Annotated in this window: 31 protein-coding genes; 19 read left to right on the forward strand and 12 right to left on the reverse strand. The window is 71.6% G+C overall.

Going from position 1 to position 24,377, the window contains the following annotated elements; genetic code table 11:
* From ACWGJO_RS34585 to ACWGJO_RS34610, 6 genes are all read left to right on the forward strand, one after another.
* Nucleotides 1–297 (forward strand): transposase (locus ACWGJO_RS34585; RefSeq protein WP_452189712.1); only part of this gene is annotated, 297 nt, incomplete at its 5' end.
* Nucleotides 298–503: 206 nt separating this feature from the next.
* Nucleotides 504–974, forward strand: coding sequence for a hypothetical protein (locus ACWGJO_RS34590; protein ID WP_452189713.1), 471 nt, complete (start codon nucleotides 504–506; stop codon nucleotides 972–974).
* An 81-nt stretch (nucleotides 975–1,055) separates the two neighbouring features.
* A complete protein-coding gene (locus tag ACWGJO_RS34595) occupies nucleotides 1,056–1,709 on the forward strand; it encodes a hypothetical protein (RefSeq protein WP_452189714.1) in 654 nt (217 codons plus the stop codon).
* A gap of 722 nt (nucleotides 1,710–2,431) precedes the next feature.
* Nucleotides 2,432–2,857, forward strand: coding sequence for a hypothetical protein (locus ACWGJO_RS34600; RefSeq protein WP_452189715.1), 426 nt, complete (start codon nucleotides 2,432–2,434; stop codon nucleotides 2,855–2,857).
* A 56-nt stretch (nucleotides 2,858–2,913) separates the two neighbouring features.
* Complete coding sequence (locus tag ACWGJO_RS34605) at nucleotides 2,914–3,411, forward strand: hypothetical protein (RefSeq protein WP_452189716.1); 498 nt, start codon at nucleotides 2,914–2,916, stop codon at nucleotides 3,409–3,411.
* A 225-nt stretch (nucleotides 3,412–3,636) separates the two neighbouring features.
* A complete protein-coding gene (locus tag ACWGJO_RS34610; RefSeq protein WP_452189717.1) occupies nucleotides 3,637–3,942 on the forward strand; it encodes a hypothetical protein in 306 nt (101 codons plus the stop codon).
* 82 nt (nucleotides 3,943–4,024) lie between these two features.
* On the opposite strand, the gene ACWGJO_RS34615 is transcribed toward ACWGJO_RS34610, so the two are convergent.
* Nucleotides 4,025–5,293, reverse strand: coding sequence for an alpha/beta hydrolase family protein (locus ACWGJO_RS34615; RefSeq protein WP_452189718.1), 1,269 nt, complete (start codon nucleotides 5,291–5,293; stop codon nucleotides 4,025–4,027).
* A gap of 377 nt (nucleotides 5,294–5,670) precedes the next feature.
* Nucleotides 5,671–6,624, reverse strand: coding sequence for a phosphatidylinositol-specific phospholipase C (locus ACWGJO_RS34620; protein ID WP_452189719.1), 954 nt, complete (start codon nucleotides 6,622–6,624; stop codon nucleotides 5,671–5,673).
* A gap of 286 nt (nucleotides 6,625–6,910) precedes the next feature.
* Here ACWGJO_RS34620 and ACWGJO_RS34625 point away from each other — a divergent pair, with 286 nt between their 5' ends.
* Both ACWGJO_RS34625 and ACWGJO_RS34630 read left to right on the forward strand, forming a co-directional pair.
* Nucleotides 6,911–7,276: a hypothetical protein gene (locus tag ACWGJO_RS34625; RefSeq protein WP_452189720.1), complete on the forward strand. Its 366-nt coding sequence runs from the start codon at nucleotides 6,911–6,913 to the stop codon at nucleotides 7,274–7,276.
* Between the two features lie 95 nt (nucleotides 7,277–7,371).
* Nucleotides 7,372–7,638 carry a hypothetical protein gene (locus tag ACWGJO_RS34630; RefSeq protein ID WP_452189721.1) on the forward strand — a complete coding sequence of 89 codons (267 nt, stop codon included), beginning with the start codon at nucleotides 7,372–7,374 and terminating at the stop codon, nucleotides 7,636–7,638.
* A 79-nt stretch (nucleotides 7,639–7,717) separates the two neighbouring features.
* On the opposite strand, the gene ACWGJO_RS34635 is transcribed toward ACWGJO_RS34630, so the two are convergent.
* From ACWGJO_RS34635 to ACWGJO_RS34650, 4 genes are all read right to left on the reverse strand, one after another.
* Nucleotides 7,718–7,891: a hypothetical protein gene (locus ACWGJO_RS34635; RefSeq protein WP_452189722.1), complete on the reverse strand. Its 174-nt coding sequence runs from the start codon at nucleotides 7,889–7,891 to the stop codon at nucleotides 7,718–7,720.
* Nucleotides 7,892–7,970: 79 nt separating this feature from the next.
* Nucleotides 7,971–8,708 carry a methyltransferase domain-containing protein gene (locus tag ACWGJO_RS34640; protein ID WP_452189723.1) on the reverse strand — a complete coding sequence of 246 codons (738 nt, stop codon included), beginning with the start codon at nucleotides 8,706–8,708 and terminating at the stop codon, nucleotides 7,971–7,973.
* 317 nt (nucleotides 8,709–9,025) lie between these two features.
* On the reverse strand, nucleotides 9,026–9,706 hold the full coding sequence (locus ACWGJO_RS34645) for a ferredoxin (RefSeq protein WP_452189724.1): 681 nt from the start codon (nucleotides 9,704–9,706) through the stop codon (nucleotides 9,026–9,028).
* A 383-nt stretch (nucleotides 9,707–10,089) separates the two neighbouring features.
* Complete coding sequence (locus ACWGJO_RS34650; RefSeq protein ID WP_452189725.1) at nucleotides 10,090–10,527, reverse strand: ArsI/CadI family heavy metal resistance metalloenzyme; 438 nt, start codon at nucleotides 10,525–10,527, stop codon at nucleotides 10,090–10,092.
* Between the two features lie 123 nt (nucleotides 10,528–10,650).
* On the opposite strand from ACWGJO_RS34650, the gene ACWGJO_RS34655 reads away from it, so the two are divergent.
* Genes ACWGJO_RS34655 through ACWGJO_RS34675 form a run of 5 tightly spaced genes read left to right on the forward strand, consistent with a single transcriptional unit; the run spans nucleotide 10,651 to nucleotide 13,415 of the window.
* On the forward strand, nucleotides 10,651–11,031 hold the full coding sequence (locus ACWGJO_RS34655; protein ID WP_452189726.1) for an ArsR/SmtB family transcription factor: 381 nt from the start codon (nucleotides 10,651–10,653) through the stop codon (nucleotides 11,029–11,031).
* The gene (gene arsB, locus ACWGJO_RS34660; RefSeq protein ID WP_452189727.1) at nucleotides 11,028–12,140 is read left to right on the forward strand and encodes an ACR3 family arsenite efflux transporter; all 1,113 of its coding nucleotides are present in this window, start codon (nucleotides 11,028–11,030) and stop codon (nucleotides 12,138–12,140) included. The genes ACWGJO_RS34655 and arsB overlap by 4 nt, the downstream gene beginning before the upstream one ends.
* On the forward strand, nucleotides 12,133–12,549 hold the full coding sequence (locus tag ACWGJO_RS34665; protein WP_452189728.1) for an arsenate reductase ArsC: 417 nt from the start codon (nucleotides 12,133–12,135) through the stop codon (nucleotides 12,547–12,549). The genes arsB and ACWGJO_RS34665 overlap by 8 nt, the downstream gene beginning before the upstream one ends.
* Nucleotides 12,546–12,887 carry an N-acetyltransferase family protein gene (locus ACWGJO_RS34670; RefSeq protein WP_452189729.1) on the forward strand — a complete coding sequence of 114 codons (342 nt, stop codon included), beginning with the start codon at nucleotides 12,546–12,548 and terminating at the stop codon, nucleotides 12,885–12,887. Before ACWGJO_RS34665 ends, ACWGJO_RS34670 begins: the two co-directional genes overlap by 4 nt.
* Before the next feature lie 21 nt (nucleotides 12,888–12,908).
* Nucleotides 12,909–13,415, forward strand: a complete 507-nt coding sequence (locus tag ACWGJO_RS34675) for a DUF2199 domain-containing protein (protein WP_452189730.1) — start codon at nucleotides 12,909–12,911, stop codon at nucleotides 13,413–13,415.
* A gap of 100 nt (nucleotides 13,416–13,515) precedes the next feature.
* Here the strand turns inward: ACWGJO_RS34675 and ACWGJO_RS34680 are convergent, their stop codons facing one another.
* Nucleotides 13,516–13,857 carry a hypothetical protein gene (locus tag ACWGJO_RS34680; protein WP_452189731.1) on the reverse strand — a complete coding sequence of 114 codons (342 nt, stop codon included), beginning with the start codon at nucleotides 13,855–13,857 and terminating at the stop codon, nucleotides 13,516–13,518.
* A 174-nt stretch (nucleotides 13,858–14,031) separates the two neighbouring features.
* On the opposite strand from ACWGJO_RS34680, the gene ACWGJO_RS34685 reads away from it, so the two are divergent.
* Nucleotides 14,032–14,415, forward strand: a complete 384-nt coding sequence (locus tag ACWGJO_RS34685) for a VOC family protein (protein ID WP_452189732.1) — start codon at nucleotides 14,032–14,034, stop codon at nucleotides 14,413–14,415.
* 166 nt (nucleotides 14,416–14,581) lie between these two features.
* On the opposite strand, the gene ACWGJO_RS34690 is transcribed toward ACWGJO_RS34685, so the two are convergent.
* From ACWGJO_RS34690 to ACWGJO_RS34700, 3 genes are read right to left on the reverse strand one after another with little or no spacing between them, the layout of a single operon-like run.
* On the reverse strand, nucleotides 14,582–15,073 hold the full coding sequence (locus ACWGJO_RS34690; protein WP_452189733.1) for a DUF3592 domain-containing protein: 492 nt from the start codon (nucleotides 15,071–15,073) through the stop codon (nucleotides 14,582–14,584).
* Nucleotides 15,064–15,447 carry a hypothetical protein gene (locus ACWGJO_RS34695; RefSeq protein ID WP_452189734.1) on the reverse strand — a complete coding sequence of 128 codons (384 nt, stop codon included), beginning with the start codon at nucleotides 15,445–15,447 and terminating at the stop codon, nucleotides 15,064–15,066. Before ACWGJO_RS34695 ends, ACWGJO_RS34690 begins: the two co-directional genes overlap by 10 nt.
* Nucleotides 15,448–15,480: 33 nt before the next feature.
* Nucleotides 15,481–16,578 carry a hypothetical protein gene (locus ACWGJO_RS34700; protein ID WP_452189735.1) on the reverse strand — a complete coding sequence of 366 codons (1,098 nt, stop codon included), beginning with the start codon at nucleotides 16,576–16,578 and terminating at the stop codon, nucleotides 15,481–15,483.
* A gap of 201 nt (nucleotides 16,579–16,779) precedes the next feature.
* On the opposite strand from ACWGJO_RS34700, the gene ACWGJO_RS34705 reads away from it, so the two are divergent.
* Complete coding sequence (locus ACWGJO_RS34705; RefSeq protein ID WP_452189736.1) at nucleotides 16,780–16,920, forward strand: hypothetical protein; 141 nt, start codon at nucleotides 16,780–16,782, stop codon at nucleotides 16,918–16,920.
* Here the strand turns inward: ACWGJO_RS34705 and ACWGJO_RS34710 are convergent.
* Nucleotides 16,911–17,585 carry a CPCC family cysteine-rich protein gene (locus ACWGJO_RS34710; RefSeq protein WP_452189737.1) on the reverse strand — a complete coding sequence of 225 codons (675 nt, stop codon included), beginning with the start codon at nucleotides 17,583–17,585 and terminating at the stop codon, nucleotides 16,911–16,913. The genes ACWGJO_RS34705 and ACWGJO_RS34710 overlap by 10 nt on opposite strands.
* A 225-nt stretch (nucleotides 17,586–17,810) precedes the next feature.
* Between ACWGJO_RS34710 and ACWGJO_RS34715 the strand changes: the two genes are divergently transcribed.
* The 4 genes from ACWGJO_RS34715 (at nucleotide 17,811) to ACWGJO_RS34730 (ending at nucleotide 23,431) form a co-directional block, all read left to right on the forward strand.
* Nucleotides 17,811–19,799, forward strand: a complete 1,989-nt coding sequence (locus ACWGJO_RS34715; RefSeq protein WP_452189738.1) for an FAD/NAD(P)-binding protein — start codon at nucleotides 17,811–17,813, stop codon at nucleotides 19,797–19,799.
* The gene (locus tag ACWGJO_RS34720; RefSeq protein WP_452189739.1) at nucleotides 19,800–21,026 is read left to right on the forward strand and encodes a putative PEP-binding protein; all 1,227 of its coding nucleotides are present in this window, start codon (nucleotides 19,800–19,802) and stop codon (nucleotides 21,024–21,026) included.
* Between the two features lie 193 nt (nucleotides 21,027–21,219).
* Complete coding sequence (locus tag ACWGJO_RS34725; protein WP_452189740.1) at nucleotides 21,220–23,025, forward strand: CocE/NonD family hydrolase C-terminal non-catalytic domain-containing protein; 1,806 nt, start codon at nucleotides 21,220–21,222, stop codon at nucleotides 23,023–23,025.
* 172 nt (nucleotides 23,026–23,197) lie between these two features.
* Nucleotides 23,198–23,431: a helix-turn-helix domain-containing protein gene (locus ACWGJO_RS34730; RefSeq protein WP_359913507.1), complete on the forward strand. Its 234-nt coding sequence runs from the start codon at nucleotides 23,198–23,200 to the stop codon at nucleotides 23,429–23,431.
* Nucleotides 23,432–23,447: 16 nt separating this feature from the next.
* Here the strand turns inward: ACWGJO_RS34730 and ACWGJO_RS34735 are convergent.
* Nucleotides 23,448–24,377, reverse strand: a 930-nt coding sequence (locus ACWGJO_RS34735) for a putative bifunctional diguanylate cyclase/phosphodiesterase (protein WP_452189741.1), incomplete at its 5' end; no start/stop codon positions are given.

Below are 24,377 nucleotides of genomic sequence, written 5' to 3' on the forward strand. Positions count from 1 at the left end.
GAGATGACCGAGCTTGCAGGGCTCGTCCACTCGTTCGCCGAACTCCTCACCCCGGCTCCCGACAACGACGCCCTGCTCACCGAGTGGATCGCCTCGGCCCGCGATGCCGGCCTGCCCCACCTGCACTCCTTCAGCAACGGCCTCGAACTCGACCGCGCCGCAGTCGATGCCGGCCTCACCCTGCCCCACCACAACGGCCGCACCGAAGGCGTGAACACCCACACCAAGAGGATCATGCGTCAGATGCACGGCCGGGCCGGCTTCGCCCTGCTCCGACACCGCATCCTCCTCGCCTGAATCACAGACAGTTACCACCGATTACGGGACAGAGCCGATTACGGGACAGAGCCGTTCACTGGACAGACCCCCGCAAGGCGGGCTACGCCGAGTACGTTAGGCAGAAGCTGACGAACACCCTTCCCAGTCCGAGGAGGGAGCAGGCAGTGCCTGACGGGGGGAAGGGTGTGATCGGTCATTCCTCGGAGCTCTTGGCTCAGGACCCCATGGCCCCGGACAAGACGATCGGGAAGGATTTCGATTGGGCTGAGACTCCCGGTCCGGTCAACTTGACGACCACCACGACGGATATGACGCAGTGGAGCAAGCAGATCAGCAAGAAGAGGGCTTCCGGCCATGACATGAAGGTCGGTGGAGAGGCGAAGATCAAGGTTGGACCACTTGAGCTCGGGAGCCTGAGCGGCGAGGAGAGCTGGGACTGGAGCGAGGAGGACTCGGAGGACAAGACCGAGGGTGGAAGTAAGACCGGGGTGAAGACCATCACGAAGACCCTGAACGCCCCGGCCAAGTCCGCGTACGGGTGGTCGCCCCTGGTCACCCGGCGGGTCTACCGGACCACCTACTACCACGAGGACGGAAGCGTGACGTCAAAGGACTGGGTGAACACTTACATTCACACCTGGGTGATGGTCATTTACGACAACCGCGACGCGGTGCAGGACGTCAACGAGCCCTAGCGGTCCGTATCGAGGTCGCTCTGATGCGGGAATCTCAACAGCTGATCGGAGAAGGATAGTGAGGGATGTGAGGTGCTTTCGGTGAAACTCCGTACCGTTCTCGCAGGCTTGCTGTTCGGTGCCTGTGCTTGCACCGGATCACCCGGTGGACACGGCGCCGCGCCGGACACGCTGGTTGCATCCGGCACGGTCGGGGTCAGGTCAGCGGGCTCGGCCGGTGGGAAATCTCCAGGACCGATGGTGTCGGAGGATGCCAGGCGGCAGATCCAGCAGTTGGCCGAGGCGAGCGGGAACGCCCCGTCAGCCGGCGAATTCGTGGTCGCGGAATACGACAGCGGCTACGGACCGGAGTTGATCTGGCAGGCCGAGAAGTCCGGTGCCATCTGCTCGGCGTCACCGAAGGTCGTCTCGCGTGGATGCCTTCCGCTCGCGGACATAGCCGCGAGGCCGAACCCCGGAGTCGGAATCTTCCTCGGTGGCAGCCTGCACAATGGTCAGTGGTCGGTCATGCTGATGGCCGATGGTGAGACGATCGATCAGATCTCGTGCCAAGGACGGTACTTTCCGGCACGAAAGGTGTACTCGATCCCGGTAGATGGCGTGCTCCGCATCGTCTATACGGTATCGATACCGCAGGGCTTCCGAGGCGAGTACCGGGTGGCAGTCCAGCGCGACGGTGTGCCGGCCGAGGATCGCGTGATTCTCGACATGGGGAAGGCCACCGTACAGTGCTGAGAGGTCGACCCCTTCGCGGTGCTCCGTCTCCCCGAGTGGGAGGCGGAGCACCGTCTCGTTCCGTGGAGCAGGGTTCACCAGGAACCGTGCTCCCTTGGCGTGGCCTGTGGAGTCTGCTCTGCGGGGTCCTGGTTGTATCCGGTACAGGTTGGGCCGTGTCTGGTCTGTGATCCGGCCGGATTGGCCTGACGTGCCCGACCCGGTCGGGCGGCGGACGGGCGGGACGACTGTCGTCGAGCCGCTTCCGGAAGGAAGGCTGGGGTCCTCGCAGGTGCCGGCGTCTGTGTGCAGTGGCTCTGCGGCGGACAAGGCGCGGCTGGTGGAGATCGAGGGGAATTGGCAGGAATCCTTCGTCGACGATGCGGGTCCCGGGTTTCATGTGATAGCGAATCGGAAGGACGACGGGGGAGCCTGCGGTTTCTATTTGACGGCTCTGGAGAACGGGAAAGATCTCTGGCTGCTGGAGGAACCGGGCCTCCTGATGACCAGGTCCTGATCGGTAACTCCGATTCGGATGAAGGCTCTTGAGTCGCTGGCCGAAGATGACGCCATGTTGGCAACCGGATTTACCGTGCGCATAGCGTCTGCGGTCGCCGTCGACGGTGCGTCGGCCCGAGGATCGTGTGACGGTCGACATGGAGAGGGCCGGCTCCACCCAGTGCTGAGAGGCGGACCGGTCCCCTTGTGGGACGTCGGTCCTGGAGGAACGGAGGGAGCGGATCATGAGGGCGTTGGAGCTCGGCCGGAGGCCGGCCCGGGGCGGGGTGCGCAGCCTGGCGATCTCCCTGGCGGGGGTGTTGCCGTTGGCGGTCGGGTGTTCGGCCGGGCCCGAGGAGAAGCCGCCGGTGGTCGGGTCCTGGAAGTCGGGCATCGGGTCGGTCCAGTTACTGGAGGGCGGCGAACTCGGCGAGGTGAGTCTGCTGCCTGCTGCATGCCGTGGGGAGGAGTCGGCCACGCCGGTGCGGTTCACAGGTGCCTGGAAGCACGGCAAGTCCGAGGACGCCGGTACCGGAGCGTGGGTCACGCTGAAGGCCGTCACCGGCCATTCGACGTGGAAGAGGTACTTCCAGTACTTCACGTACAAGAGGCAGGAGCGGCTGCAGCTGACCGGAGTCTCGATCGCCGATGAGCCTTTCGTCCGGCAGTAGTCCGGTGGCCTCGGCATCGGGTTGAACCCGGCTTCCGGGAGCGCCCCATCCAGCGAATGGATGACGCGCTCCCGGTGTTCGTGGGTGTGGGGGACGTCGTTCGAGGGAGGGGCGGGGAGATGGCCGGCCGATGGTGGCTGCCGAGGTCGCGGGAGGGGGTGGTCCTGGTGGTGGGGCTCGTGCTGATCGTCGGAGTGACCGCCTATCCGAAGCTCAGGCCAGGAGGGCCGGAGGCGAAGGACTACATGGGCCGCTGGGTCGCGCGGGACGAGGTGATCGAGCTGCGGGAGGACGGGACGCTCGGGGACGTGCGGCTCGACGGGTACTTCTGCTTGAAGGCGCCCGTGGCGAGCACCGAACCGCTCGGCGAGTACCGGGGCACGTGGAGGATCGGGAGTGTCGACGACGCCGGGTCGGGGGTCTTCGTGACCCTGCGGAACTACAACCCGGGGCAGGACTGCCAGATCTACCTGCAGGAAGAGCGCAAGGGGCAGGTGATCGCGCTGGGAGCCCAGCCGCGAGGGGATGAGGATCGCGTCTTCGCGAGAGCGTAGTCGTGTGAGCGGACGTGGATGATCTGCTGACGCCGGCCGCCGTGGACATCTGCCAGGGCCCGCTGCTCCGGTAGTTGTCCCGGGCAGTGCCGGTCTGCTGAGTTCGTCTCAGGAGCCAGCCGTTCCTCCGGCAGAAGGGGCACGCGGTCGGCACAGTGGTGGAATGATCGGCTTCATGGACCGTCCTGGTGTGGAGAAGCGATCGAGGCGGCAGGTCGCGTAGTGTTGACGCAGAACGCCAGGCCGGAGGTTCCCGGACCGACCGACGTGAGCCTGGACGGGGTGGCGCAGGTCGAGCCGGCGACGCTGGCGGCGATCATGTCGAGCGGAACGTGGGAGAGGACCGCCATCGAGTGCGGGGTCCCGAAGGAGATCGCCACCGAGGTGGGTGATACGACCGCGTGGCTCCACAGCAGGGCCTTCGACGAGTCGATCACCCGGACCCAGTACTCGGGGAGCTTCTACTTCGACAAGCAGACCAGCCGGGTCTACTTCTGCACGGTGAACCCGAAGGTGAGAACCGAGGACTGAGCGGCGGCTCAGGGTCGGGCGGTGGTGCCGGTGGTGGGAACGGGCGGCCGCACCCCCGTGGCGGCCGCCCGTGCGCGAGGTCCTACGGGTGGTAGACGACCTCGGGGAAGGCCTTGGACGGGCCGTCGAGCAGCTTGCCGCAGTGGCGGCCCCGCAGGTGGAGGTCGAAGAAGGCGCGCGGGTAGGCCTGCTGGATGAGGACGCCGCGGTCGGGGTCGAGGGTGCCGACCTGGGACTGGATCTGCTGCTCGGTCATGCCGAGCAGCCGGCCCGCCTGCGGGATCAGCGTCATGTTGTCGCCGTACGAGCTGTGCACGGCGCCGGTGGCCTGGACGTCGAGGCGCCAGCCGCGCAGGTGGCCCCAGAAGGTCTCGGCGTAGGGGTTGGTGGCCCGGGCGAAGTCGGCGGTCATCATCATGAACGGCCGGTCGATGTCGGTGGTGATGGCCGGGTTGGACGCCATCGGCCCGTCCATGGAGAGGCCGGCGCGGATGCGCCGGTCGGCGACCATGGCGAGGGCGGTGCCGGTACCGCCCTTGGACCAGCCGAAGGCGCCGATGTTCCGGGCGTCGAGGCCGCCGAGCAGGCCGTTCGGCAGAGGGCGGCCGTCGACGTCGGGGTTGCGGCCGTTGGCGAGGTCGACGACGCGGTCGAGCAGGAAGAGCAGGTCGGCGGCGTAGTCCCTCGGATACAGGCCGGGGGCGGCGCCGTCGCGGGTGACGACGGTGCCGTCGGGGAACTCGGTGAACCCGTCGTGGGTGTGGTCGACGGTGACGACGGCGAAGCCGTGGCTGGCCAACTCCTGGACCACGATGGTGTGGTCGGCGCGGTGGCTGCCCGCGCCGTGGGAGTAGAGGACGACGGGCAGCGGCCGGCCGGCCCGGTGGACGGGTGCGCCCTGGTGACCGGCGGTGAGCGGGGCGAGCGAGAGGGGCAGCGGGTAGCCGGCGTCGTCGAGGAAGGCCTTCAGGGCGCCGTCGGTCATCCAGGGGGCGAGCGGGTACGTGTCGGCGTCCGCGGTCCGGGCGGGGTACCAGACGGTGGCCATCAGCTCGCGGAACTTGCCGGGCCGGGCGTTCGGGTCCGGCCGGGACTCGTCGCGCAGGTGCAGCGGCACCATGCCGACCGGGAAGGGGCCGGTGGGCGCGGTCAGGGTGAGGCGGGAGGGGGATGCGGAGCCGGAGGAGGGGACGGGAGCGGCAGCCGGGGCGGCAGCGGGAGCGGCCGAGGCGGTGCGGGCGAGGCCCAGCGGCGCGACGGCGCCGAGGGCGAGCGCGGTGCCCAGCATGCGGCGGCGGGTCGGTCCGGTGCGGCGTGCGGTCGGCGTGGTGTCCAGCGGCGTGGTGTCCATGCGCGGAACGCTGTCACGCGGGCCGGGTGGGCGACATCAGTCCGTCGATTGATCCTTCGTCATGTCGTATTGGCCCACGGGTTTACATCCCCGGGCTGATGCGGACCGGCCCCAGGGCCACCCATCGGGTACCGCCGACCTGGTGCTGTTGCGCCGCCGCGCCCGCGACGGTGCCCGCGCCCGCGACGGTGCCTGCGGCCGGACCCGAGCGGCCCGGCCGCGGGCACCGATCACTGACCGGGGCGTGTCAGCCGTTCTTCCAACCGGTCACCTTGTCGGAGAGGCCGGCGACACCGCCGGCCGGAACGGTGCGGACCACGCCGCCGAAGCAGAACGGGCTGCCGTAGAGGCGGATCCGGGCCCCAACTGTCGGCTGTTCAGACGAAGTTCTTGTCGATCAGCATCTGCAGGACGTTGACGTGGAAGTCCGGGAAGTCCATCGGCACGATGCCGAACCGGGCGCGCTGCTGGGTGCGGGCGTTCAGGTACGGGTATACGGTGCGGTCCATCAGGGCCTGCGAGCTGGTCTTCGGCCAGTAACCCCCGGCGTAGGAGAGGAAGTTGACGAACATCTTCGAGTGGCCCGGGTTCAGGAAGGCCTTGTCGAACTGGGCGACGATGCGCTGGCCCTTCGTCCCGAGCGGGTCGAGGCCGCCGGTCTGCCAGAGGTCCTGGGTGTCGAACCAGCCGTTCTCGCCGCTGGACCAGTCGATCAGGCCCCACGGGTTGGCGAAGTCGGCGATCAGGACGACCTTCCCGCGGGCGGTGGCGAGCGTCGGCCACCCGTAGAAGTGGAACAGGTCGCGGTAACCCAGGTCGTCGAAGTAGTGGTTGACCCGCCGCATGAACTCGGTGTCGTCGAGCGACTGTCCGCCGGCGCGCTCGTTGCGCAGGCGCATCAGGACGGTCTCGCCGGGGTGCGACTGGAGAAAGATCCGGCAGCGGTCGAGCACGTCCTGGAGCCGGATGTGCTGGTAGGCGTCGGAGTGGTAGATCCCGAGCTCGTCGGGTGCGCCCTGGAGGCCGTTGCAGCGGATGTCGAGGAAGCGGACTCCCTCGGTCAACTGCTGGGGGATTCCCCAGTTCTGGGTGTGCGACCACTCGGTGCCGTAGGCGGGGTTCTCGCAGCAGGAGTCGTGGGTGCCGGGGACGGTGAGGTCGAGCAGGGAGAGGTCGCCGTTCAGGCGGCTCATCCAGCTGTCCGTCGGCAGGCCGCGCGGGGTGGTGGCGCCGGTGGTCGCCCACGCGGTGCCCGGCAGGGCGATGCCTGTGGCGGTGGCGGCGGCCAATCCCGCGCCCCATTTGAGTAGTTCACGACGTTCGATGCCCATGGTGCGGCTCCTTGGGTCCGGTCGCTGCGGTGGGGTGCCGTGCGATGCGCTGCGATGTGGTGCAGTGCGATGCGGTGTGGCGCAGTGCGGTCGGTCGTGCGAGGGGCGTTGTCATCCTGGAGTACGAGGGCACAGCTTTGACAGGTCTGTGACGCCGAAATTCGAGGCTGTGTGTCGTCGGGCCCACGTGCTTTCGGGCCACGCGTGTTCGTGCCCGGGAACCGCGCGCGGCTCCGGAGACGTGTGCGCCCGGGAACGTGAGCGTGGGCGAGGGGGACCGGCGGGGATGACGGCACCGGTGGAGCGCAGGAGGTCGCACGGCTGCGGGTGGTACGCCGCCGGACCGCTGCTCGCGGCGGCGGGCACCGTCCTGGGGGCGTTGCTGGTCGCACGCAGGTGGGCGGACTGCCCGCGGGGGATGGACATGCCGGCCCGGGCGTCGATGGCACTGGGTCTGCCGGTCGGCTGGATCGGAATGACCGTGCTGCTGGTCCTCCTGCAGGCCGTCCTGGTGGCGGTGCTGCCCGAGGGCACTGAGCCGGAGGTGAAGTGGGTGGTGCTGGTGGTGGCGGCCGTGATGCTGTTCCTGCTGTACGTCTTCGGGATGGGCTCCCCGGACACGGAGCCGGGCGGCGCCTGTTACGGCGGCTAGCGGACCGGCCCCGGCCCGGGGGCCCGCGCCACCGGGGCCCTCGGCGGGGTGAAGATCGAAATGCGCGGACGGCCGCCGCCCGCCACGGTGGGACCGTGGCTGCGATCGTCGTCCTCTTCGAAATGGCCCCGGACCAGGCCCTCGGCCCCGAGGGCGTCGGCCCGGGCGTGGTCGCGGTGCACGCCGCCGGCCAGGATCCGGACGTCCCGGAGGACCCGCAGGCGCGCACCCTCTGCGGGCTGGACACCGCCCCGATGGAGCACGCCCACTACCGTCCCGCCCGGCCGGGTGAGCCGTGGTACCCGCCCGAGCTGGAGCAGCAGCGGTGCCGGCTCTGCGAGGCGGCGCTGCACCGGCTCTGAGCGAAGGGCCGGGGGTGCCGGGGCGCTGCGGTGCCGGACGGCCGGGGTATCGGAGTGTCGCAGTTCCGGAGTGCCGGAGTCAGAGCCACCAGCGGACGAAGGTGACGAGGCCGAGGACCGCGAAGCCCAGGAGCGCCGGCCCGGCGCGGGCCGTCCCGGTCTGCGCCGACCGTTCGGGGCCGTGCCGGGCGAGGGCCGCCGTCCGGTCGAGCGGCGCGGGGTGGCCGGCGGCCTCGTACCCGGCGGACCTCACGGTGGGGCGGCGGCCGGCCGAGGTCTACCGCTTGTACGGTGCGCCGGCCGGGGCGGGCCGCTGGACTGGGCGCGGCCGGTCAGCGGGGCCGGTGGCCGACCGCGGCGAACATCGCCACCGACAGGTGGAACGCCCCGTGCTCGGCGGCCGCGTCGAGGTCGGCGTAGAGCCGGTCGCGCTGGTCCTCGGTGATCAGACCCCGGTCGACGGCCGCCGCGCCGATCCCGTGGACGATCGGCCGGGTGACCGTGCGGGAGTCGTGCAGCAGGACGTCGGCGCCGAGGTGGTCGACGGCCAGTCCGGCCTCGACCAGCAGGCCCGCGAGGCGGCGTCCGGCGTCCGGGGTGGCGGCGGTGCCCTCGGCGACGGCGGCCAGCGCGGGGCGGATCTCCGGGGCGGCCGGGTGGAGCACGAAGGTGGCCCAGTCGGTGTCCAGCAGCGCGACCCGGCCGCCCGGACGCAGCACCCGGGCCATCTCGGCGACGGCCTTCGCCGGATCGTCGAGGTGCTGGAGGACGCGCTCGCACCGGACCACGTCCAGCTCGCCGTCGGGCAACGGCAGTGCGAGCGCGTCGCCGTCCAGGAAGCGGGCCGGGCTGTCGGCCTCGGCGGCGCGCTGTTCGGCGAGGGCCCGCAGCCCGGGGTGGGGTTCGACGCCGATCGCGCTGCCGGTCGTGCAGTCCGTGGCCCTTGCCCCCGGGGCGACCGCCGCGGCGAGCACCTGGGTCTCCGACCCGGTGCCGGCGCCGACGTCCAGCGCGCGCTCCCCGGGGCGTACGGCGAGCTGTGCATGTGCCCACGCGCGCAGCCGCCGCACGCCGGGGTTGGCCGCAGGGCGTCCAGCACGGCGATGACCCGGTCGGTGACGGCCGGGTCGGTGTTGGCGGCGTTGAAGGCCGAGGTCGGGTGCGGGTCGCTCATGGCCGCCACCCTAAAGGAATGTGACGATCCGTCAGTGACCACCCCGCCGTGGTCTCGCGGACCGGCGCAAGGTGTGCACGGCGACCCGGACGGTTTCCTCGAAAGCGGGGACGTCGGGCCGGGTCCGGATGCCCTCCCGCTCGACGACGGCGACGGTGCTGCCGCCCCGGCCCACACCGAACGGGAAATCGCGGTAGCCCTGGGTGCGGGCCCTCAGAGGTCCGGGAGCGCCTCCCCGGCCTGCGGCTCGCGGCCCTCGGTGAGCCAGAACAGGTAGCCGCGCAGGTAGGCCTCCAGCCCGTCGTCCAGGTAGGCGGCGTACTGCCGCAGGGCCTCCGGCTCGTTCCGGCCGTCGTCGCCCAGCTCCAGCTCGCCCGTGATCCAGGCCTGCACCTCGTCCCGGCGCGACCACCAGTCGCGCACCGCCTGCGGGGTCCAGTGCAGGTCACCGTCCCAGGCGTAGCCGCCCAGCGGCTCGCCGTGGGCGATCTCCACCAGCGCGGCCACCTCGCGGGGATTGGCGGGCTGGCGGTGGACGAACTCGCAGTACTCGTCGCCCGAGAGCACATGCTCGGGGAGGTAGTACGGGCCGTTCAGCCCGCTGTCGGTCTCGCCGGCGTAGAACGGGCCCGGCACGTTCAGTCGGCTGCGCTGCTCCCAGCGGCCGTCGCCCATGGAACCGGTCATCTCCCGCGCGGCCGGCAGCGGGTCCCAGTAGGCCTGCTCCTGCCACGGCCCCTCCACGGGGTAGCGGAGCAGTCCTCCGCGCATCCGCGCGGCGGCCTGCCGCAACTCCGCCTCGTGCGAGAACGGGACGGCCCGTCGGCTGCCCCGCGCCCGGTCCAGGAGCCGGGCCCACCGGCCGACCGGTCCGCCCACCTGTGTCTTTCCCATGCGGCTCACCCTAGGCGGGTGGATCCGAAGTTCCGATCCCCAAGGGTCGAGGTGTCCAGGATCAGCATGTGACGACCGACCTGAACACCCTCGACTCCTCTGTCCGGCGGCGGCACGGGCCCTGCTGGACGGACGCGGTGCGGATCACCGGGGCATGCTTCCGTGCGTGCTGTTGACCGCCGGCGGCAGAGACCCTTCGGCAGGGGAGAAGTGCCCGGGGAAGTAGTCGATGTGAAGGTGACCGCCGTCGTCGGCGGAAGCCATGTCGCGGGGCGTCGCGGACGTACTGGAGGAAGTCCGACGCGCGGAACCCTCGGGTCGAAGGAAAAGGCCCGGGAGGCGGAGTGGGAAGTCGGCCGGGCCGACTTCCCGCTCCGGGCGGTTCAGCGGGACGCCTCGCCGGTGCCCGTGCAGCAGGCCTCCGGCGCGCCGGCGGCGCTCTTGCCGAGGCTGTCGGCGTCGGCCTTGACGACGTAGACCTCCCAGGGCTCCTTGCCGGGGGCGGTCACCCAGACCTTGTCCTGGACGGCGTAGCAGCAGGAGGTGTCGTTCTCCTCGAAGGTGGCGAGGCCGGCCTCGCGCAGGCGGGTGGTGGCGGCGGTGACCTGCTCGGTGGAGGCGACCTCGACGCCGAGGTGGTCGAGGCGGGTGTCCTCGCCGGGATCGCCCTCGATGAGGACGAGCTTCAGCGGGGGCTCGGTGACGGCGAAGTTGGCGTAGCCGGGGCGGCGCTTGGTGGGCTCGGTGCCGAAGAGCTTGGAGTAGAAGGCGATGGAGCCTTCGAGGTCGGCGACGCGCAGGGCGAGCTGGACACGGGACACGGTGGCCTCCAACGGACTGGAAGGGCTGGAAGGGCTGGAAGGGAGCAAAGGACTGAACGACCCTGTATCGATGTCTGTCGATTCAGCCTTGCACTCTGGATCGATATTCGTCAACATAGAAGTATGTCGAAACAGGAACTCCCGCTGCTCGATCGGGACGACGCCGCGGACGGCTGCTGCCCCCGGCTGCTGAGCGCCCCGCTGGACGCGGACCAGGCCGCCGAACTGGCGCCGCTCTTCAAGGCCTTGGGCGATCCGGTGCGGCTGCGGCTGCTGTCGATGATCGCCTCCGGCGCCGGTGGCGAGGTGTGCGTCTGCGACCTGACGCCGGCCTTCGACCTGTCCCAGCCGACGATCTCCCACCACCTGAAGCTGCTGCGGCAGGCCGGGCTGATCGACTCCGAGCGCCGCGGCACCTGGGTGTACTACCGGCTGGTCCCCGATACGACCGACCGCCTCGCGGGCATCCTCACCCGCCGGGCGTCCCTCGGCGCCGCCGAGTGAGCGCCGAAGCGGCGGCGCCCGCCCCGGTGGCCGGCCGGCTGTCGTTCACCGACCGGTACCTCGCGCTGTGGATCCTCGCCGCGATGGTCCTCGGTATCGGCCTCGGCCGGCTCGTCCCCGGCCTGGGCGACGCGCTCGCGAAGGTGACCGTCACCGGCGTCTCCCTGCCGATCGCGCTCGGCCTGCTGGTGATGATGTACCCGGTGCTCGCCAAGGTCCGCTACGACCGCCTCGACAGCGTCACCCGCGACCGCCGCCTGCTGGTCCCCTCCCTACTGCTGAACTGGCTCGTCGGGCCCGCCGTGATGTTCGCCCTCGCCTGGCTCCTGCTGCCCGACCTGCCGGAGTACCGCACCGGGCTGATCGTCGTCGGCCTCGCCCGCTGCATCGCCATGGTGATCATCTGGAACGACCTGGCCGGCGGCGACCGGGAGGCCGCCGCCGTCCTCGTCGCCCTGAACTCGCTCTTCCAGGTGGTCGCCTTCGGCGCGCTGGGCTGGTTCTACCTGTCCGTGCTGCCCGGGTGGCTCGGCCTGGAACGGACCGCGCTCGACGTCCCGGTCTGGGAGATCGCCCGCAGCGTGCTGATCTTCCTCGGCATCCCGCTCGCTGCCGGCTACCTCACCCGCCGCCTGGGCGAGAAGGCCCGCGGCCGCGCCTGGTACGAGACGGCGCTGCTGCCGCGCATCGGCCCGTTCGCGCTGTACGGGCTGCTGTTCACGATCGTCGTCCTGTTCGCGCTCCAGGGCCGCGCCATCACCGCGCAGCCCCTGGACGTCGCCCGGATCGCGCTGCCGCTGCTGGTCTACTTCGCCGTCATGTGGGCCGGTTCCCTGGCGCTGGGCCGCGCGGTGGGCCTCGACCACCCGCGGGCCACCACCCTGGCGTTCACCGCTGCGGGCAACAACTTCGAACTGGCCATCGCCGTCGCCATCGCCACCTTCGGCGCCGCGAGCGGCCAGGCCCTCGCCGGAGTGGTCGGCCCGCTGATCGAGGTGCCCGTCCTGATCGGCCTCGTCCACGTGGCCCTCGCCGCCCGCCGGTACTTCCCCCGGCCCGCCACCGCCCCCGCCACCGCCCCCGAACCCGAAGGTTCCGCCCGTGTCTGAGTCCAAGCCGTCCGTGCTGTTCGTCTGCGTGCACAACGCCGGCCGCTCACAGATGGCCGCCGCCCTTCTCACCCGGCTCGGCGGGGACCGGGTCGAGGTCCGGTCGGCCGGGTCGGCGCCCGCCGACGGCGTCAACCCGGCCGTGGTCCGGGCGATGGCCGAGGTGGGGATCGACCTCTCCGCCGAGACGCCCAAGGTGCTCGCCGTCGAGGCGGTCCGGGCCTCGGACGTGGTGATCACCATGGGCTGCGGCGACGCCTGCCCGTACTTCCCCGGAAAGCGCTACCTGGACTGGCAGTTGGCGGACCCGGCGGGCCAGGGCGTCGACGCCGTCCGCCCGATCCGCGACGCGATCGAGCAGCGTGTCCGCGCCCTGATGGCGGAACTCGGCATCGAGGCCGCCGCATGAGCGGGGTGGTGAACGTCGCCGCGATGACCCCGGCGCACGCCGCGCAGGTCCTGGAGATCTACCGGTCGGGCATCGACGGCGGCGACGCCACCTTCGAGACCGGTGTGCCGGGTTGGGAGGCGTTCGACGCGGCGCGCATGGCCGAGCACCGCCTCGTCGCCCTCGACGGGTCCGGCGGGTCCGACGGGTTCGCCAGGGTGCTCGGCTGGGCCGCGTTGGCGCGACGTGGTCCTTCTGGAGCGCCGCAGCCCGGCGGTCGGCTGACCGGACCGCTGACCGAACGGCCCACCGGGCCGCAGTTCGGACAGCTTGCCGGACCACCCTCGAACCGCCTCTGACCAGCCCGTTAGGCTCGCACCGTGACTGCCGACGACCAGCACGCGTGCGCGTGCTGCGCGGAACGCCACGACGGCCCGCCGCTGTCCTACGGGGCTCCGGCGCCGGTGGGCTGGAAGCCGCGGTACTCCCGGCGCCGGGACAGCGAGCTGACCGCCGACCAGTGCGTGGTCAAGGGCCGGCACTTCTACGTCCACGGCCTGGTCGAGATACCGGTGCGTGACAGCGGTGACACGTTCTCGTGGGGCGTGTGGGTCTCCCTGAGCGAGCAGAACTTCGCCCGGACGCACGAGCTGTGGGAGGACCCGGCGCGGGAGCAGGAGCCCCCGTACTTCGGCTGGCTCTCCACCGAGCTGCCCGTCTACCCGGACTCGACCCTCCTGCTGAAGACCCACGTCCGCACCCGCGCGGTCGGCCGGCGTCCGCTGATCGAACTGGAACCGACCGACCATCCCCTCGCGGTCGAGCAGCGCGAAGGGATCACCACCGACCGCGTGCGGGAGTTCGCGGACCTGCTCCTTCGGGGCTGACGGTCTCCGGCCTGGCCCGGCTGGCCCGGCCGGCCAGGCCCGGGCGCGGTGCACGGCGCCGTGCACCGCGGCCGGTGCGCGCACGGCCGGTCGAGGTGTGTCAGACGCCGACCGCGGTGCCGGCGTGGGCGGAGGCCGCCTGGTACTCGTCGTCGCCCTCGAACCGGGCTGCGCAGCCGGTGGCGAGGGTGCTGGCGACGATGACCGGGTCGAGGATCTTGGAGCCGGAGTTCGGCTCGGCGATCCCGCTCCGGTCGGTGGTCGCGGAGCCGACCCGCCGGCCGCTCGCCGTGCTGTAGAAGGTGATCTGCCGCCCCGCGATCGGCTTGCCGTCCGTGTCGGTCAGCGTGGCCTCGAAGTCGCCGCTGATCGGAGCGTGGGCGACCACGTGGCCGCTGACCGTACGTGCTGTGAGCTGGACTGGCTTCTTCTCGGAAGTCATGGTGCAACCTCCCGGACGCTCTGGGCTACTACCTCCACCGGAGGCACGTCCGTGACGGCTTGCACGCGGGCCGTGACGCCGCCCGGGCGGCACGTGCGGGAGACCGTGACACACGTGCGGGAGACCGGGACAACCCGGTGGAGTTCGGGGCGGGGAACGGGGAGACTCGCGCGCATGGTTTCGGTACTGCAGAACGTGGCGATCGACTGCGCGGACGCCTATGGGCTGGCGCGCTTCTGGAGCGGTGTGACGGGCAGGCCGCTGGACCCCGACTGCCGGCCGGGGGACCACGAGACCCAGGTGCTGCTGGCGGAGGGTCCGGTCCTGTACTTCAACCAGGTGCCCGAGGCGAAGACGGTCAAGAACCGGGTCCACCTGTGCCTGCGGCCCGAGACCTCGCGCGACCAGGAGGTGGAGCGACTGCTCGCCCTCGGCGCCGGCCTCGTCGGCGACCACCGGAACCCCGACGGTTCGGGTTGGGCGGTCCTCGCCGATCCCGAGGGCAACGAGTTCTGCGTGCTGCGCAGCGACTCCGACCGGGCGGCCGCGCACCCCTGAGGGCGCCGGGGCGGGCCACGCGCGCACGGAGCCGGGGCGGTGCGGACGGAGCCGGGGCGGTGCGCACGGCGGGAGGGGCGGCAGGACGGACGGCGGCGCGGACGGGGAGCCCTCCTCGACGGCCCACCGCCTTTCCGGCGGCGGGCCGTTGGCGGGCCGTCGGGCCCTACAGGCGGAGCAGGACCACGCCCGTGACGGTCGTCGCCGCGGCGACGACCAGGACCGCTACCGCGCAGCCGACGTTTCCCGCCACGGACCGGCGGGTGGCTGCGAGGTCCGGCGTGAAGTCGGCCGGGTCGGCGGGGGAGTAGTGGATCGTGAGGTCCCCGCCGACCGGGACGGCGGAGTCCGGCAGGCCCGAGGGGTAGTAGGCGGTGACGGCCGTCCCTTCCTCGGTGGTGAAGGCGACGACCGGTGTCCGGCTGCTCCGGGTGTCGCCGTCCTCGTCGGTCTCGACGTTCCTGAGGACGGCGACGACCCGCCCCGGGACGGGCAGCATGGCGGCCAGCTCGGTGAGACGCTTCTTCGTCCCCCGCTTCTCCCCGGGCAGGTAGAACGCGCCGAGGACGGTGACCGGACCGCAGGTCGTGACCAGGGCCCACGGCCAGCCCCGGTCGATCGAGAGGACGACCACCAGCCCGACGTAGATCAGGAACACCGCGGTGTGGGGCAGGCGAGCCCCCGCCGCCCCGCCTGGAGGTCGCTGGTGAACCGGAAGGCGTGCGGTCTCCCGCGCGGGTAGCGGATCCCGACCTCCCGGCCCACCCAGGCCGTGCTGATCCGGTCGCCGGTCCCGCTGTCGTTGGTGACGACGAACTCCTCGCCGGTGGAAGGGTCCTGGAAGCGGACGACCACCGCTATCCCGTCGTTCGGGGAGCTCCCGTTGCGCGGCTCCCGCACCCGTTCGATCCGCCCCTTCACCCGTACGGCCCGCTGCGCCCTGGTGAGGCCGGCCAGCGACCGGCCGTACCCGACCAGCGCCACGGCGCCGAACACCCCGCACCACAGGGCCAGGATTCCGTGCCAGTTCATGTGCGCCCCGCTCCCGTCCGTCCTGTCCGTGGTTCAGTGTGCCGAGGTGCGCCGCAGCACCCGGCCCTGTCCGTCCGCCTCCAGCACGGCGGCGCCCCCGGGCCCGGCCACGGTGACCGTGATGGTGACGGAGCCGTTGGTGCGGAGGACAGTGATGCTCCAGGCCTGCGGGGCGTGGACGCCGAGGGTGGTCCTGGCCTCGTCGACCAGGGCCGGGAACCGTTCGTATGGCAGTGACGCCGGATCGAACTCCCGGGCCTTCGAGTCGGTCGAGGAGAACGTCACCGTCAGCAGGCTGTCCGTCACCTGCAGGGTCGTCACCGGGCCCGCTTCGCCGTTCCGCGTCAAGGAGTTGACGGCCCGCCCCAACTCGCCTTCGTCGAGGAAGGACTGCCCGGAGCCGAGCACGACGGTGCCGGACCCGGCCGTCACCACCTTGGTCGACCACGAGGAGGAGGCGGAGGCCGAGGGGTTCCCGGAGGAGGACGGCGGGCCGGCGGGCTCGTCCTCGAACAGGTCCACCCGGAACAGGAAAACGACGGCCGCCGCGGCGAGCAGCAGACCGAGGAACCCGAGAAAGGGGACGGCGCAGCTGTCGGACGGCTCGCTCACCTTGGTCGAGGCGGGCGCGGAGTCGAGCCGCGCCCCGGCCGCCCGCTCCTCCCAGACCGGGGTCGGCCGCTTCACGATGCGCACGGCTGCCGGCCGGTCCGGCGGGTAGCGGACCACCAGGACGCCGCGCGGCCGGTAGTCGGGGAGGTCGGCGACGTGGATGTCCTGGGTGAACTCCACTCGGAACGCGGGGCCTTCGTCCGGCACGACGGTGAGGTCGAACCGTACCGCCAGGTCGGTCACCTCGCCCTTCGGGACATCCAGGCTCTCGATCATCGCGAGCGCCGTCCGCGGGACGACGGCCGCCTCCCGGGCCCGTCGCGGCATGCCGGCGAGGAGGAGCAGCAGGCCGTAGGCGATGGGAACGCCCAGGCCGGCGATGAACAGCGCCGCCCTGTCGACGACGACGCCGACGACCATCGCGGCGAGCGATCCTCCGATCACGCCTCCGGTCAGGAAGCCGCGGGCGAGGGCGACCGGCGTGTTGCGCGTGGGCGGCGCACCGGTGGTGATCGTCATACCGGTGATTGTGCCGGGCGGGAGCGACGGCGGACAGGCCCGGAGCCGAGAAGCTTGCGCCGTCCAGTGAAACGCCGGAACCAGTCGGGGCGACCCGCGTGCCGTCGGCCCAACCGGCCCGCCCTGCCCCTAACTTCATGGCGGACCGGATCCGACCCGGCCGGCCCCCGAACCCCCGAACACCCCGAACCAGGAGCAGCAGTGCGAATCCCCCAGAAGTCCGCCGCCGTCCTCGCGGCCGCCGTCGCCCTCGCCGGCCTCACCGCCCTCGGTGCCGAACGGCGCCGAACAGCGCCGAACGGCGTCGGCGCCGGGCCACGGCCGCGCCGCCGTCAGCCGTAGACGGCGGTGAAGTCCCGGCCGAGCGCGGCGTACCGGGCCAACTCGCCGCGGAGCGCCTGCGCCGCCCATGGGAGTTCGCGCTCCAGTTCCGCCCAGCCGACGAAGCGCAGTTCGGCGGGCATCGCGACCAGGCCGGTGATCGAGTCCCAGAACGCGGCCCAGTTCATGCCGTAGAACGCGGGGAAGCGCAGTTCGCGCTTCAGGGCGGTGTGGAGGTCGTTCTCGCCGCGCACGGAGCCGACGTCGACGGTGATGCGGTGGGGCGGGTCCGGCGTCAGGTCCTCGGTGGTGTCCCAGAAGGTCGGGAGCCACCAGCACAGGACCGACCGGTCCTCGGGCCAGGGACGCTGCTCCTCGTCCTGCCAGTCCTCGAAGAGGTCCGCGGCCGGGTCGATCGGGCGCCAGGCGGGGTCGAGCGGCTCGTCGTCCGTCGCCGGCCGGACGAGCCGTCGGCCGCGCTGGTCGCAGGCCCCGAACTCCCGGACGTTGCGCTGGGCCTGCAGCAGCGGGACCGAGTTGGCGCCGCCCGGCCTCAGCGGCCACCTGAGCTGCGCCGGGTCGTCCTCCCAGGAGCAGAGCGGGCAGACGACGAACGAACCGGGCCACCCTTCCCGGACGTCGAAGACGAGATGACCGCAGCAGGGGCAGGGTCGGCGATAGTCCACTCCGGCAGTCCGGCCTGCCGGACCGGTCGGCGGCGACCTGGTTTCGGAGCATGCCCATCGGATTTCGTGACAAGTCGTCATGGTCGGCGGATCACCTGTTCTAGGATCCTGGGGCACTTCGGACAGCGCGTCGCTCCGTCCGAGTCGCAGTTCCTCAGCAGACCACGTGCCCGGCGTTCGGGACAGGAGAGCCGGGTTCCCATCCTTCGATGCGGAGGCTTGACCATGAGTCGAACGGGTACGCGTCCAAGAGTCCTCATAGTCGGGGCGGGCCTGGCCGGCACCGCCACGGCCATCCGGCTGCTCTGCTTCGCGCGCAGACCGCTGGAGATCGTCCTGCTGGAACGACGCTCCGACTACCGCTCGGCGGGCGTCGCCTACCACCGGGACGGCAACCCCTGGGACTACGTGTTCAACATCCAGGCGGGCCGGATGTCGGTGTTCCGCGAGGACGTCCTCGACTTCGTCCACTGGGCCAACCACGAGGCCGACCGCAGTGGCTGGCCGGAGCCCTGGGCCGGGCTCCGGTTCGTCGAGCAGGGGCCGGCGCCCCGGCGGATCTTCCAGGACTACCTGAGCGACCGGCTGGCCGAGGCGAGGCGCGAAGCCCTTCCCGGTGTCGTGCTCGTCGAGGCGGAGGGCGAGGCGGTGGACCTGGAAGTCCGGGCCACCGGCGCCGATGTGACGATCGAGCAGCGGTCGGGCCGCGGGGGCGAAGCCGACCGGAGCCCGGCGGTGACCGTGCTCCGCGCCGACCAGGTCGTCCTCGCGACCGGCCTCGAACTCCGGGAGCCGGTCTTCGCCTCCGAGGTCCGCGCCCACGCCTCCTTCGTGCGCGACCCCTACTCCGCGGCCGGAATCCGCAAGCTCGTCTCGCTCCCGTCCGAGTCGACGGTCGCCATCGTCGGCTCCGTGCTGAGCGCCTACGACTCGGCGGGCCTGCTGCTGCGCCAGGGCCACACCGGCAGAATCCATCTGATCTCCAGGACCGGGACGATGTTCCGGACGTACCCCGGCGGCCACGAGCACGGGGTGCTGCGCCTCCCCTGTCCGAAGACGCTGCTGGAGCCGTACCGGAACCGCGAGGAGTTCCTCGTCCGGATCCGGGCCGAGTGGGACACGGCGTGCTCGACGGTCGTCCGGGAGCATCCCGACGTCTCCCCGGTGGTGGTCGCCGAGCGGGTGGTCAAGGCGTGGGAGCCGCACCTCCCCGAGGCCATCGAGCGCATCCCCACCGCGGAACTGCGGGGCCTGCTGGACGAGTTCGGCACCGCGCTGGCCGCGCTGCGGGTCGGGGTGCTCGAGTACACGATGGCGGTCATCGAGAGCGCCCTGCACGCGGCGGACGGGGCGGTGCGGCTGGTCGTCGGCAAGGTGGAGGCGGTCAGGCCGGCGGGGTCGGGCCGGCTGGCCGTGTCGGTCGCCTCCCCTCAGGAGGAGCACACCATCGAGGCCGACCTGGTGGTGTCCAACTTCGGCCGGGAGTCGGACTACAGCAGGGTCGACCGCCCGCTCTGGCGGAACCTCCTGCGGCGGGGGATCGCGGAGCCCCACGCACGCACCGGGCGCGGCCTGGAGGTCGACGGACGGGGGGTGCTGCTGAGCCCCGGCGGGGTGGCGGGCCCGGTGTCCGCGGTCGGCGCGCTGCGCGAGGGCGACGAGATCGTGCGGAACGGCCGAACCGGTGCGTTCACCTTCAATCTCGCCGCCATCAAGAACCATTCGATCGCGGTCGCCGCGCACGTGATCGAGCAACTGGAAGTGGAAGAGGACGTTTCGGCTCGCATTGCGGAGTGGAGTTCGGCTCGGACTCCGGAGTGGACTCCGGTGGGGAGTCCGGCTCGAAGCGCGGCCGAAAGTACGGCCGAAAGCACGGCCGAAAGCGTGGCTGGAAACGTGGCCGGGCGCCGCGGGGGTGTCGGCAATCTGGAGGAAGCGGCCCGGGGGGAATTCGAGGACGCTGTGGTACTGGAGGCCAGGAGATTGGCCTCGCGCGGTCGACTTGAACGGAACCTGCTCGATTCCCGGTTGGACGCCTGTATCCGGTCCATGGGTGAACGTCCGGCCGCTGCGGTGGATGCCGCCCGGTACGACCGCCTGATGAGGGTGGTCGTCAACCGGGCCGCGGTCGAACGACTCACCGATGTCTCCGTGACACCACGACAACTGCGCCGACAGCTGGGAATGGCGACCGCCGAAGAACAGGAGGAATAGGTGGACGGGCGACGGATTCAGGGATCCCTGCTGACCGGTGGTGCACAGAGCGAAGTGCGGGGCACCTGCAATCGCACGAGACATCCGCTCGAGGGATCCATCCTCGTCGCCCCTTCCCTCGACGCCGGCCTGTACGAGGCGATCGTGGCGGCGCGCGCGGTGGTCTGCGGTTCGGGCGGGCTGACCGGCCACATGCAGTCGCTCTGCCGGGGCAGGGGAATTCCCGTGCTCCGCGTCGACGAGGCGGACCTCGACGACCTGGTCGGCGAGGCGGTGCTGGACCTCGACGGCGAGTCGATCGTCGTCGAGTCCGGCGCGGGCGCCGGGACCGACCCGGACGCCGGCGCCGGGGCCCCCTCGCCGGCCGACCTCGGCGCGGCGTGCGCGGTCATCGCGGACCTCCAGGACATCAGCGCGATCAACTCCTGCGGGCCGGACGCGAAGCGGGTCGACTGCTTCTTCATCCGCGAGGAATTCCTCTGCCTGGCGGCGGGCCTGAGTCCGCTCGACTCCCTGGAGGGCGGCCCGGCCGAAGCGGCGGTCTACGGGCGGGCGCTCGCCGACCGGCTGTGCGCCTTCACCGAGGCGCTGCTGCCCGGCCAGCGGCTGATCCTGAGGATGCTCGACCTCCGCTCCGACCACGCCGCCAGCGTCACCGAGCTGGCCCCGGTCGCGGTCGAGCCCAACCCCGAGCTGGGCCTGCACGGCGCGCGCTGGCTGCTGGGGTCGACCGCCTACCGGGAGGCGCTGCACGCCATGCTCGGCTCGCTGCGCGAGCGGCTGGGCGACGCCGCGGGCCGGGTGCACCTCTCCGTCCCGTTCCTCAACGACGCGGAGGAGTTCGCCCAGCTCAGGAAGCACCTGGAACTGCCGGCCGGGGTGCCCCTGTCCGCGTTCATCGAGACGCCGGCGGCGGTGCACGCCACGGCGGAGATCTGCGCCGCCGGTGCCAGCGAACTGTTCGTCGGGGTGAAGGACCTGGTGCAGTTCTACCTGGCCGCGGACCGCGGCAACCACCTGGTGGCGGAGTCCTACCAGACCCGGCACCCGGCCGTCCTGGACGGGCTGCGCAGGGTGGTGGAGTCGGCCCGCGCCGCGGGGACCCCGGTCAAGGTGTTCGCGCTGGGCACGGACCTCGCCCACTACCTCGCCCACGTGCCGACCCCGGACGGCTACATGATGTGCACCGCCGAACTCCGGCAACTGGTGCTCGACTCGCGGCCCTGACCGGGCGGGCGGGTGGCGGTCGGGGCCGTCATCCGCCCGCGGTGAGGCAGGGCGCGGATACTACAACTCTATTGTCACCAATAGAAGTTGATCGATACTCCATCCATTCCAGTGAATCTGATGATGCGTCAGTTTCGTTTCGCCCGCCGCGATCAAGGATGCGAACAGTATCCGTCACGGAAGGGTGGTTCGCATGACCAGTGTCAGTGGAGAGCCGATCCCGGCGATCACCGAGGCCACGCTCACCGACGTCGCCGAAAACGGCCTGCGGGGCCCCGGTGGCACCGTCAACCAGGCCGTCGTCGACCTCGGCAACGCCCTGCAGGCGGCCGCCCGGGGCGACGAGGCGGTCCAGCTCCCGCCGGAACTGGCCGAGTTGGTGGCCAGGGTGCGGCAGATCGCCGACGTCGACGTCACCGGGATCGAGGTGGAGGACGACATCCGCCTGTCGGCGTTCCGCATCAGGCTGAAGGGCGACGAGCCGCGCCCGGTCGTGATCGTGCCGGCCGGCTGGAACCCGCTCGGCTGGCTGCCCTTCGTCTACGGCTACTTCAAGCTGGCGCTGCGCGGCTACCACGTCCTGGCCTACACCCCGCGGGGCCTCGGCTATCCGGGCTGGATCTCCACCTCCGGCGGCCGCGTTGACGTCGCCGGCCCCGACGACTGGGCCGACGGGGCGAAGGTGATCACCCACGCGGAGGGCTGGTGCGAACCGCGCAAGGTCGGCTTCCTCGGCGTGTCCTACGGCTCCGGGATCAGCCAGCTGGTCGCCGCGCACGACCCCGACGAGCGGGTGGCCGCCGTGGTCGCGCTGAGCACCTGGGGCAACCTGGCCACCAGTCTCTACGCCAACGACACCCGGCACCTCAAGGCCGTGGAACTGCTGGTCGGCTTCACCGGCGGGGAGAAGCAGGACAAGTTCGACGCGCAGACCCTGGACATCCTCGACAAGTTCGACCAGAACCGCGACCTCGGCGACGTGATCGCCTGGGGCAACGAGCGCTCCCCGGAGACGTACCTCCGGGAGACCAACCGGCGGGGCATCCCGACCTTCGTCTCCAACACCTGGCACGAGACGCTCTTCCCGGCCTCCTCGGTGATCGACGTCTACAACCGGCTGACGGTGCCCAAGCAGCTGAACCTGTGGATCGGCGACCACGGCGCGCCCGAGGGCGCCGGCATGTCCGGCCTGCTGACCCACCCGCCGTTCCCCGGCCTGGCGGAGCCCCTCCGGGAGGCCTACGAATTCCTGGACCACCACCTGCTGGGCGCCGACAACGAGGCGCCGAACCGCAAGCGGGTGACCAGCCAGGTGATGTTCACCTACCGGACCAAGCCCGCGCTGGGCGGCGGCAACCGGATCACCGAGGCCGCCCGCCGCGAGTCGCGCGACTCGTGGGCGGACGTCACCACCGGCGAGGAGACGTGGTACCTCACCGGCGTCAACGGCGACGGTGACGGCGCGCTGGCCGACAAGCAGAACGACGGCTGGTCGCGGAGCTTCACCGCGGGCGTGGAGACGAGGGCGACGGCGGTGGACGCCGTGATGGACACCGGCCAGAAGGAGTGGACGGGCAACCCCCGCACGTACGTGCTGTCCGAGTTCGAGCGGGAGAACCTGCTGGTCTGGTCGACCGACCCGCTGACCGGGCAGGGGGAGACGGCCCGCCGGATCCGGGGTGCCGCGCGGGTCCGGCTGACCGTGCGCAGCACCGGGGACGCCGCCACCCTGGTGGCGTACCTGTTCGACGTCGCCCCGGACGGTACGGCGCGGATCGTCACCCACGAGCCGTACACCGTGCTCGGTCTGACCCCCGGCGAGGACACCCCCGTCGACTGGACGCTCCAACCCGCCGCGTACGACGTGCCGACCGGCCACCGGCTGGCGCTGGTCGTCAACAGCCGTGACCAGCTGTACTCCTACGCCGCGGAGCGCGGCACCGTCACCGTCGGCTCGCCGAGCGGCGACGAGTCCCGGCTGGAGCTGCCGCTGGGCTGATCCCCCGCAGCCGCCCCCGCCGCCCGTCGCCGGGCTGTGAGGGGCCGCGGGGAGGCAAGTGGCGGCGCGGGGACCCCAAGCGGAGGTCAAGGAACCTTGACCTCCGCTTGGGGTCGTTGTCCGCTGATCGCGTGCCAGACTGTGCGCCCCGCTGGCCGATGAGGAGAATTCGGTGGATCTGGCGCGCCCCCTGATCGAGGACTTCCCCGCCCATCCGGACGGCGACCCGGCCGAGGCCCTGGCCCGCGCCGTCCGTGCCCGCCGCGGCGACCTCGGCCTCACCCTCGGCGACCTCGCCGCCCGGGCGGGCCTCCCGGAGGCCGACGTACGGGCCGTCGAGGCGGGGCACGCGAGGCCCACGCTGGCGCTGCTCACGGTGCTGTCGCACGCGCTGCGCAAGGAGTAGCGGGGCGGGCCGCCGCTCAGACGGGTTCGTAGGAGGTCCGCCGGACCAGGGCGCGGGCCTGCGGGGAGTCCATGGGGTGGGCGAAGAGGTACCCCTGGCCGAGCGGGCAGCCCATGGCGGCGAGCAGGTCGCGCTGGTCGGCGTGCTCGATGCCCTCGGCGATCACCTGGACGCCGAGGGTGTCGGCGATCCGGGTGATGCCCTCGACCAGGGCGTACTGCTGGGGCGATTGGCCGAGGCCGTCGATGAAGGACTTGTCGATCTTGAGCAGGGAGATCGGGAACTCGCGCAGGTAGGACAGCGAGGAGTAGCCGGTGCCGAAGTCGTCGATGGCGATGCCGACGCCGAGGTCGGACAGGGTGGCCATGTCGGCGTGGATGCGGTCGTCGCGGCGCATCAGCACGGACTCGGTCAGCTCCAGGACCAGGGTGTGCGGGTCGATGCCGGTGGTGGCCAGGGCCCGGCGGACCACCTCCACGAACCCGGCGTCGCGGAACTGCCGGGCCGAGACGTTGACGTTGACCCGCAGCGGCGGCCGGCCGGCGGCGGAGCGGACCGCCGAACTCGCGGCGTGCCAGGCCGCGACCTCCTGGGCGGCGCGCTCCAGCACCCAGGCGCCGAGCGGGACGATCTGGCCGCTCTCCTCGGCCAGGGCGATGAACTCGTCGGGCAGCACCATGCCGCGGCGGTCGTGCGGCCAGCGGACCAGCGCCTCGAAGGCGACCAGGTCCCCCGAACGCAGGTCCACGATCGGCTGGTAGTACAGCTGGAAGGCCGATTCCGCGATCGCCGAGTTGAGGTGCTCGTTCAGCTCGTGCCGCTCCACCATCCCGGTCTGCAGGGCCGGCCGGTAGTGGCGCCACTGACGGCGGCCGGCCGCCTTGGCGGAGTAGAGCGCGAGGTCGGCGTGGGTGAGCAGCTCGGTCGCGTCCACGCTGTCCTCGGT

It is taken from the genome of Kitasatospora sp. NPDC054795 (assembly GCF_053611565.1).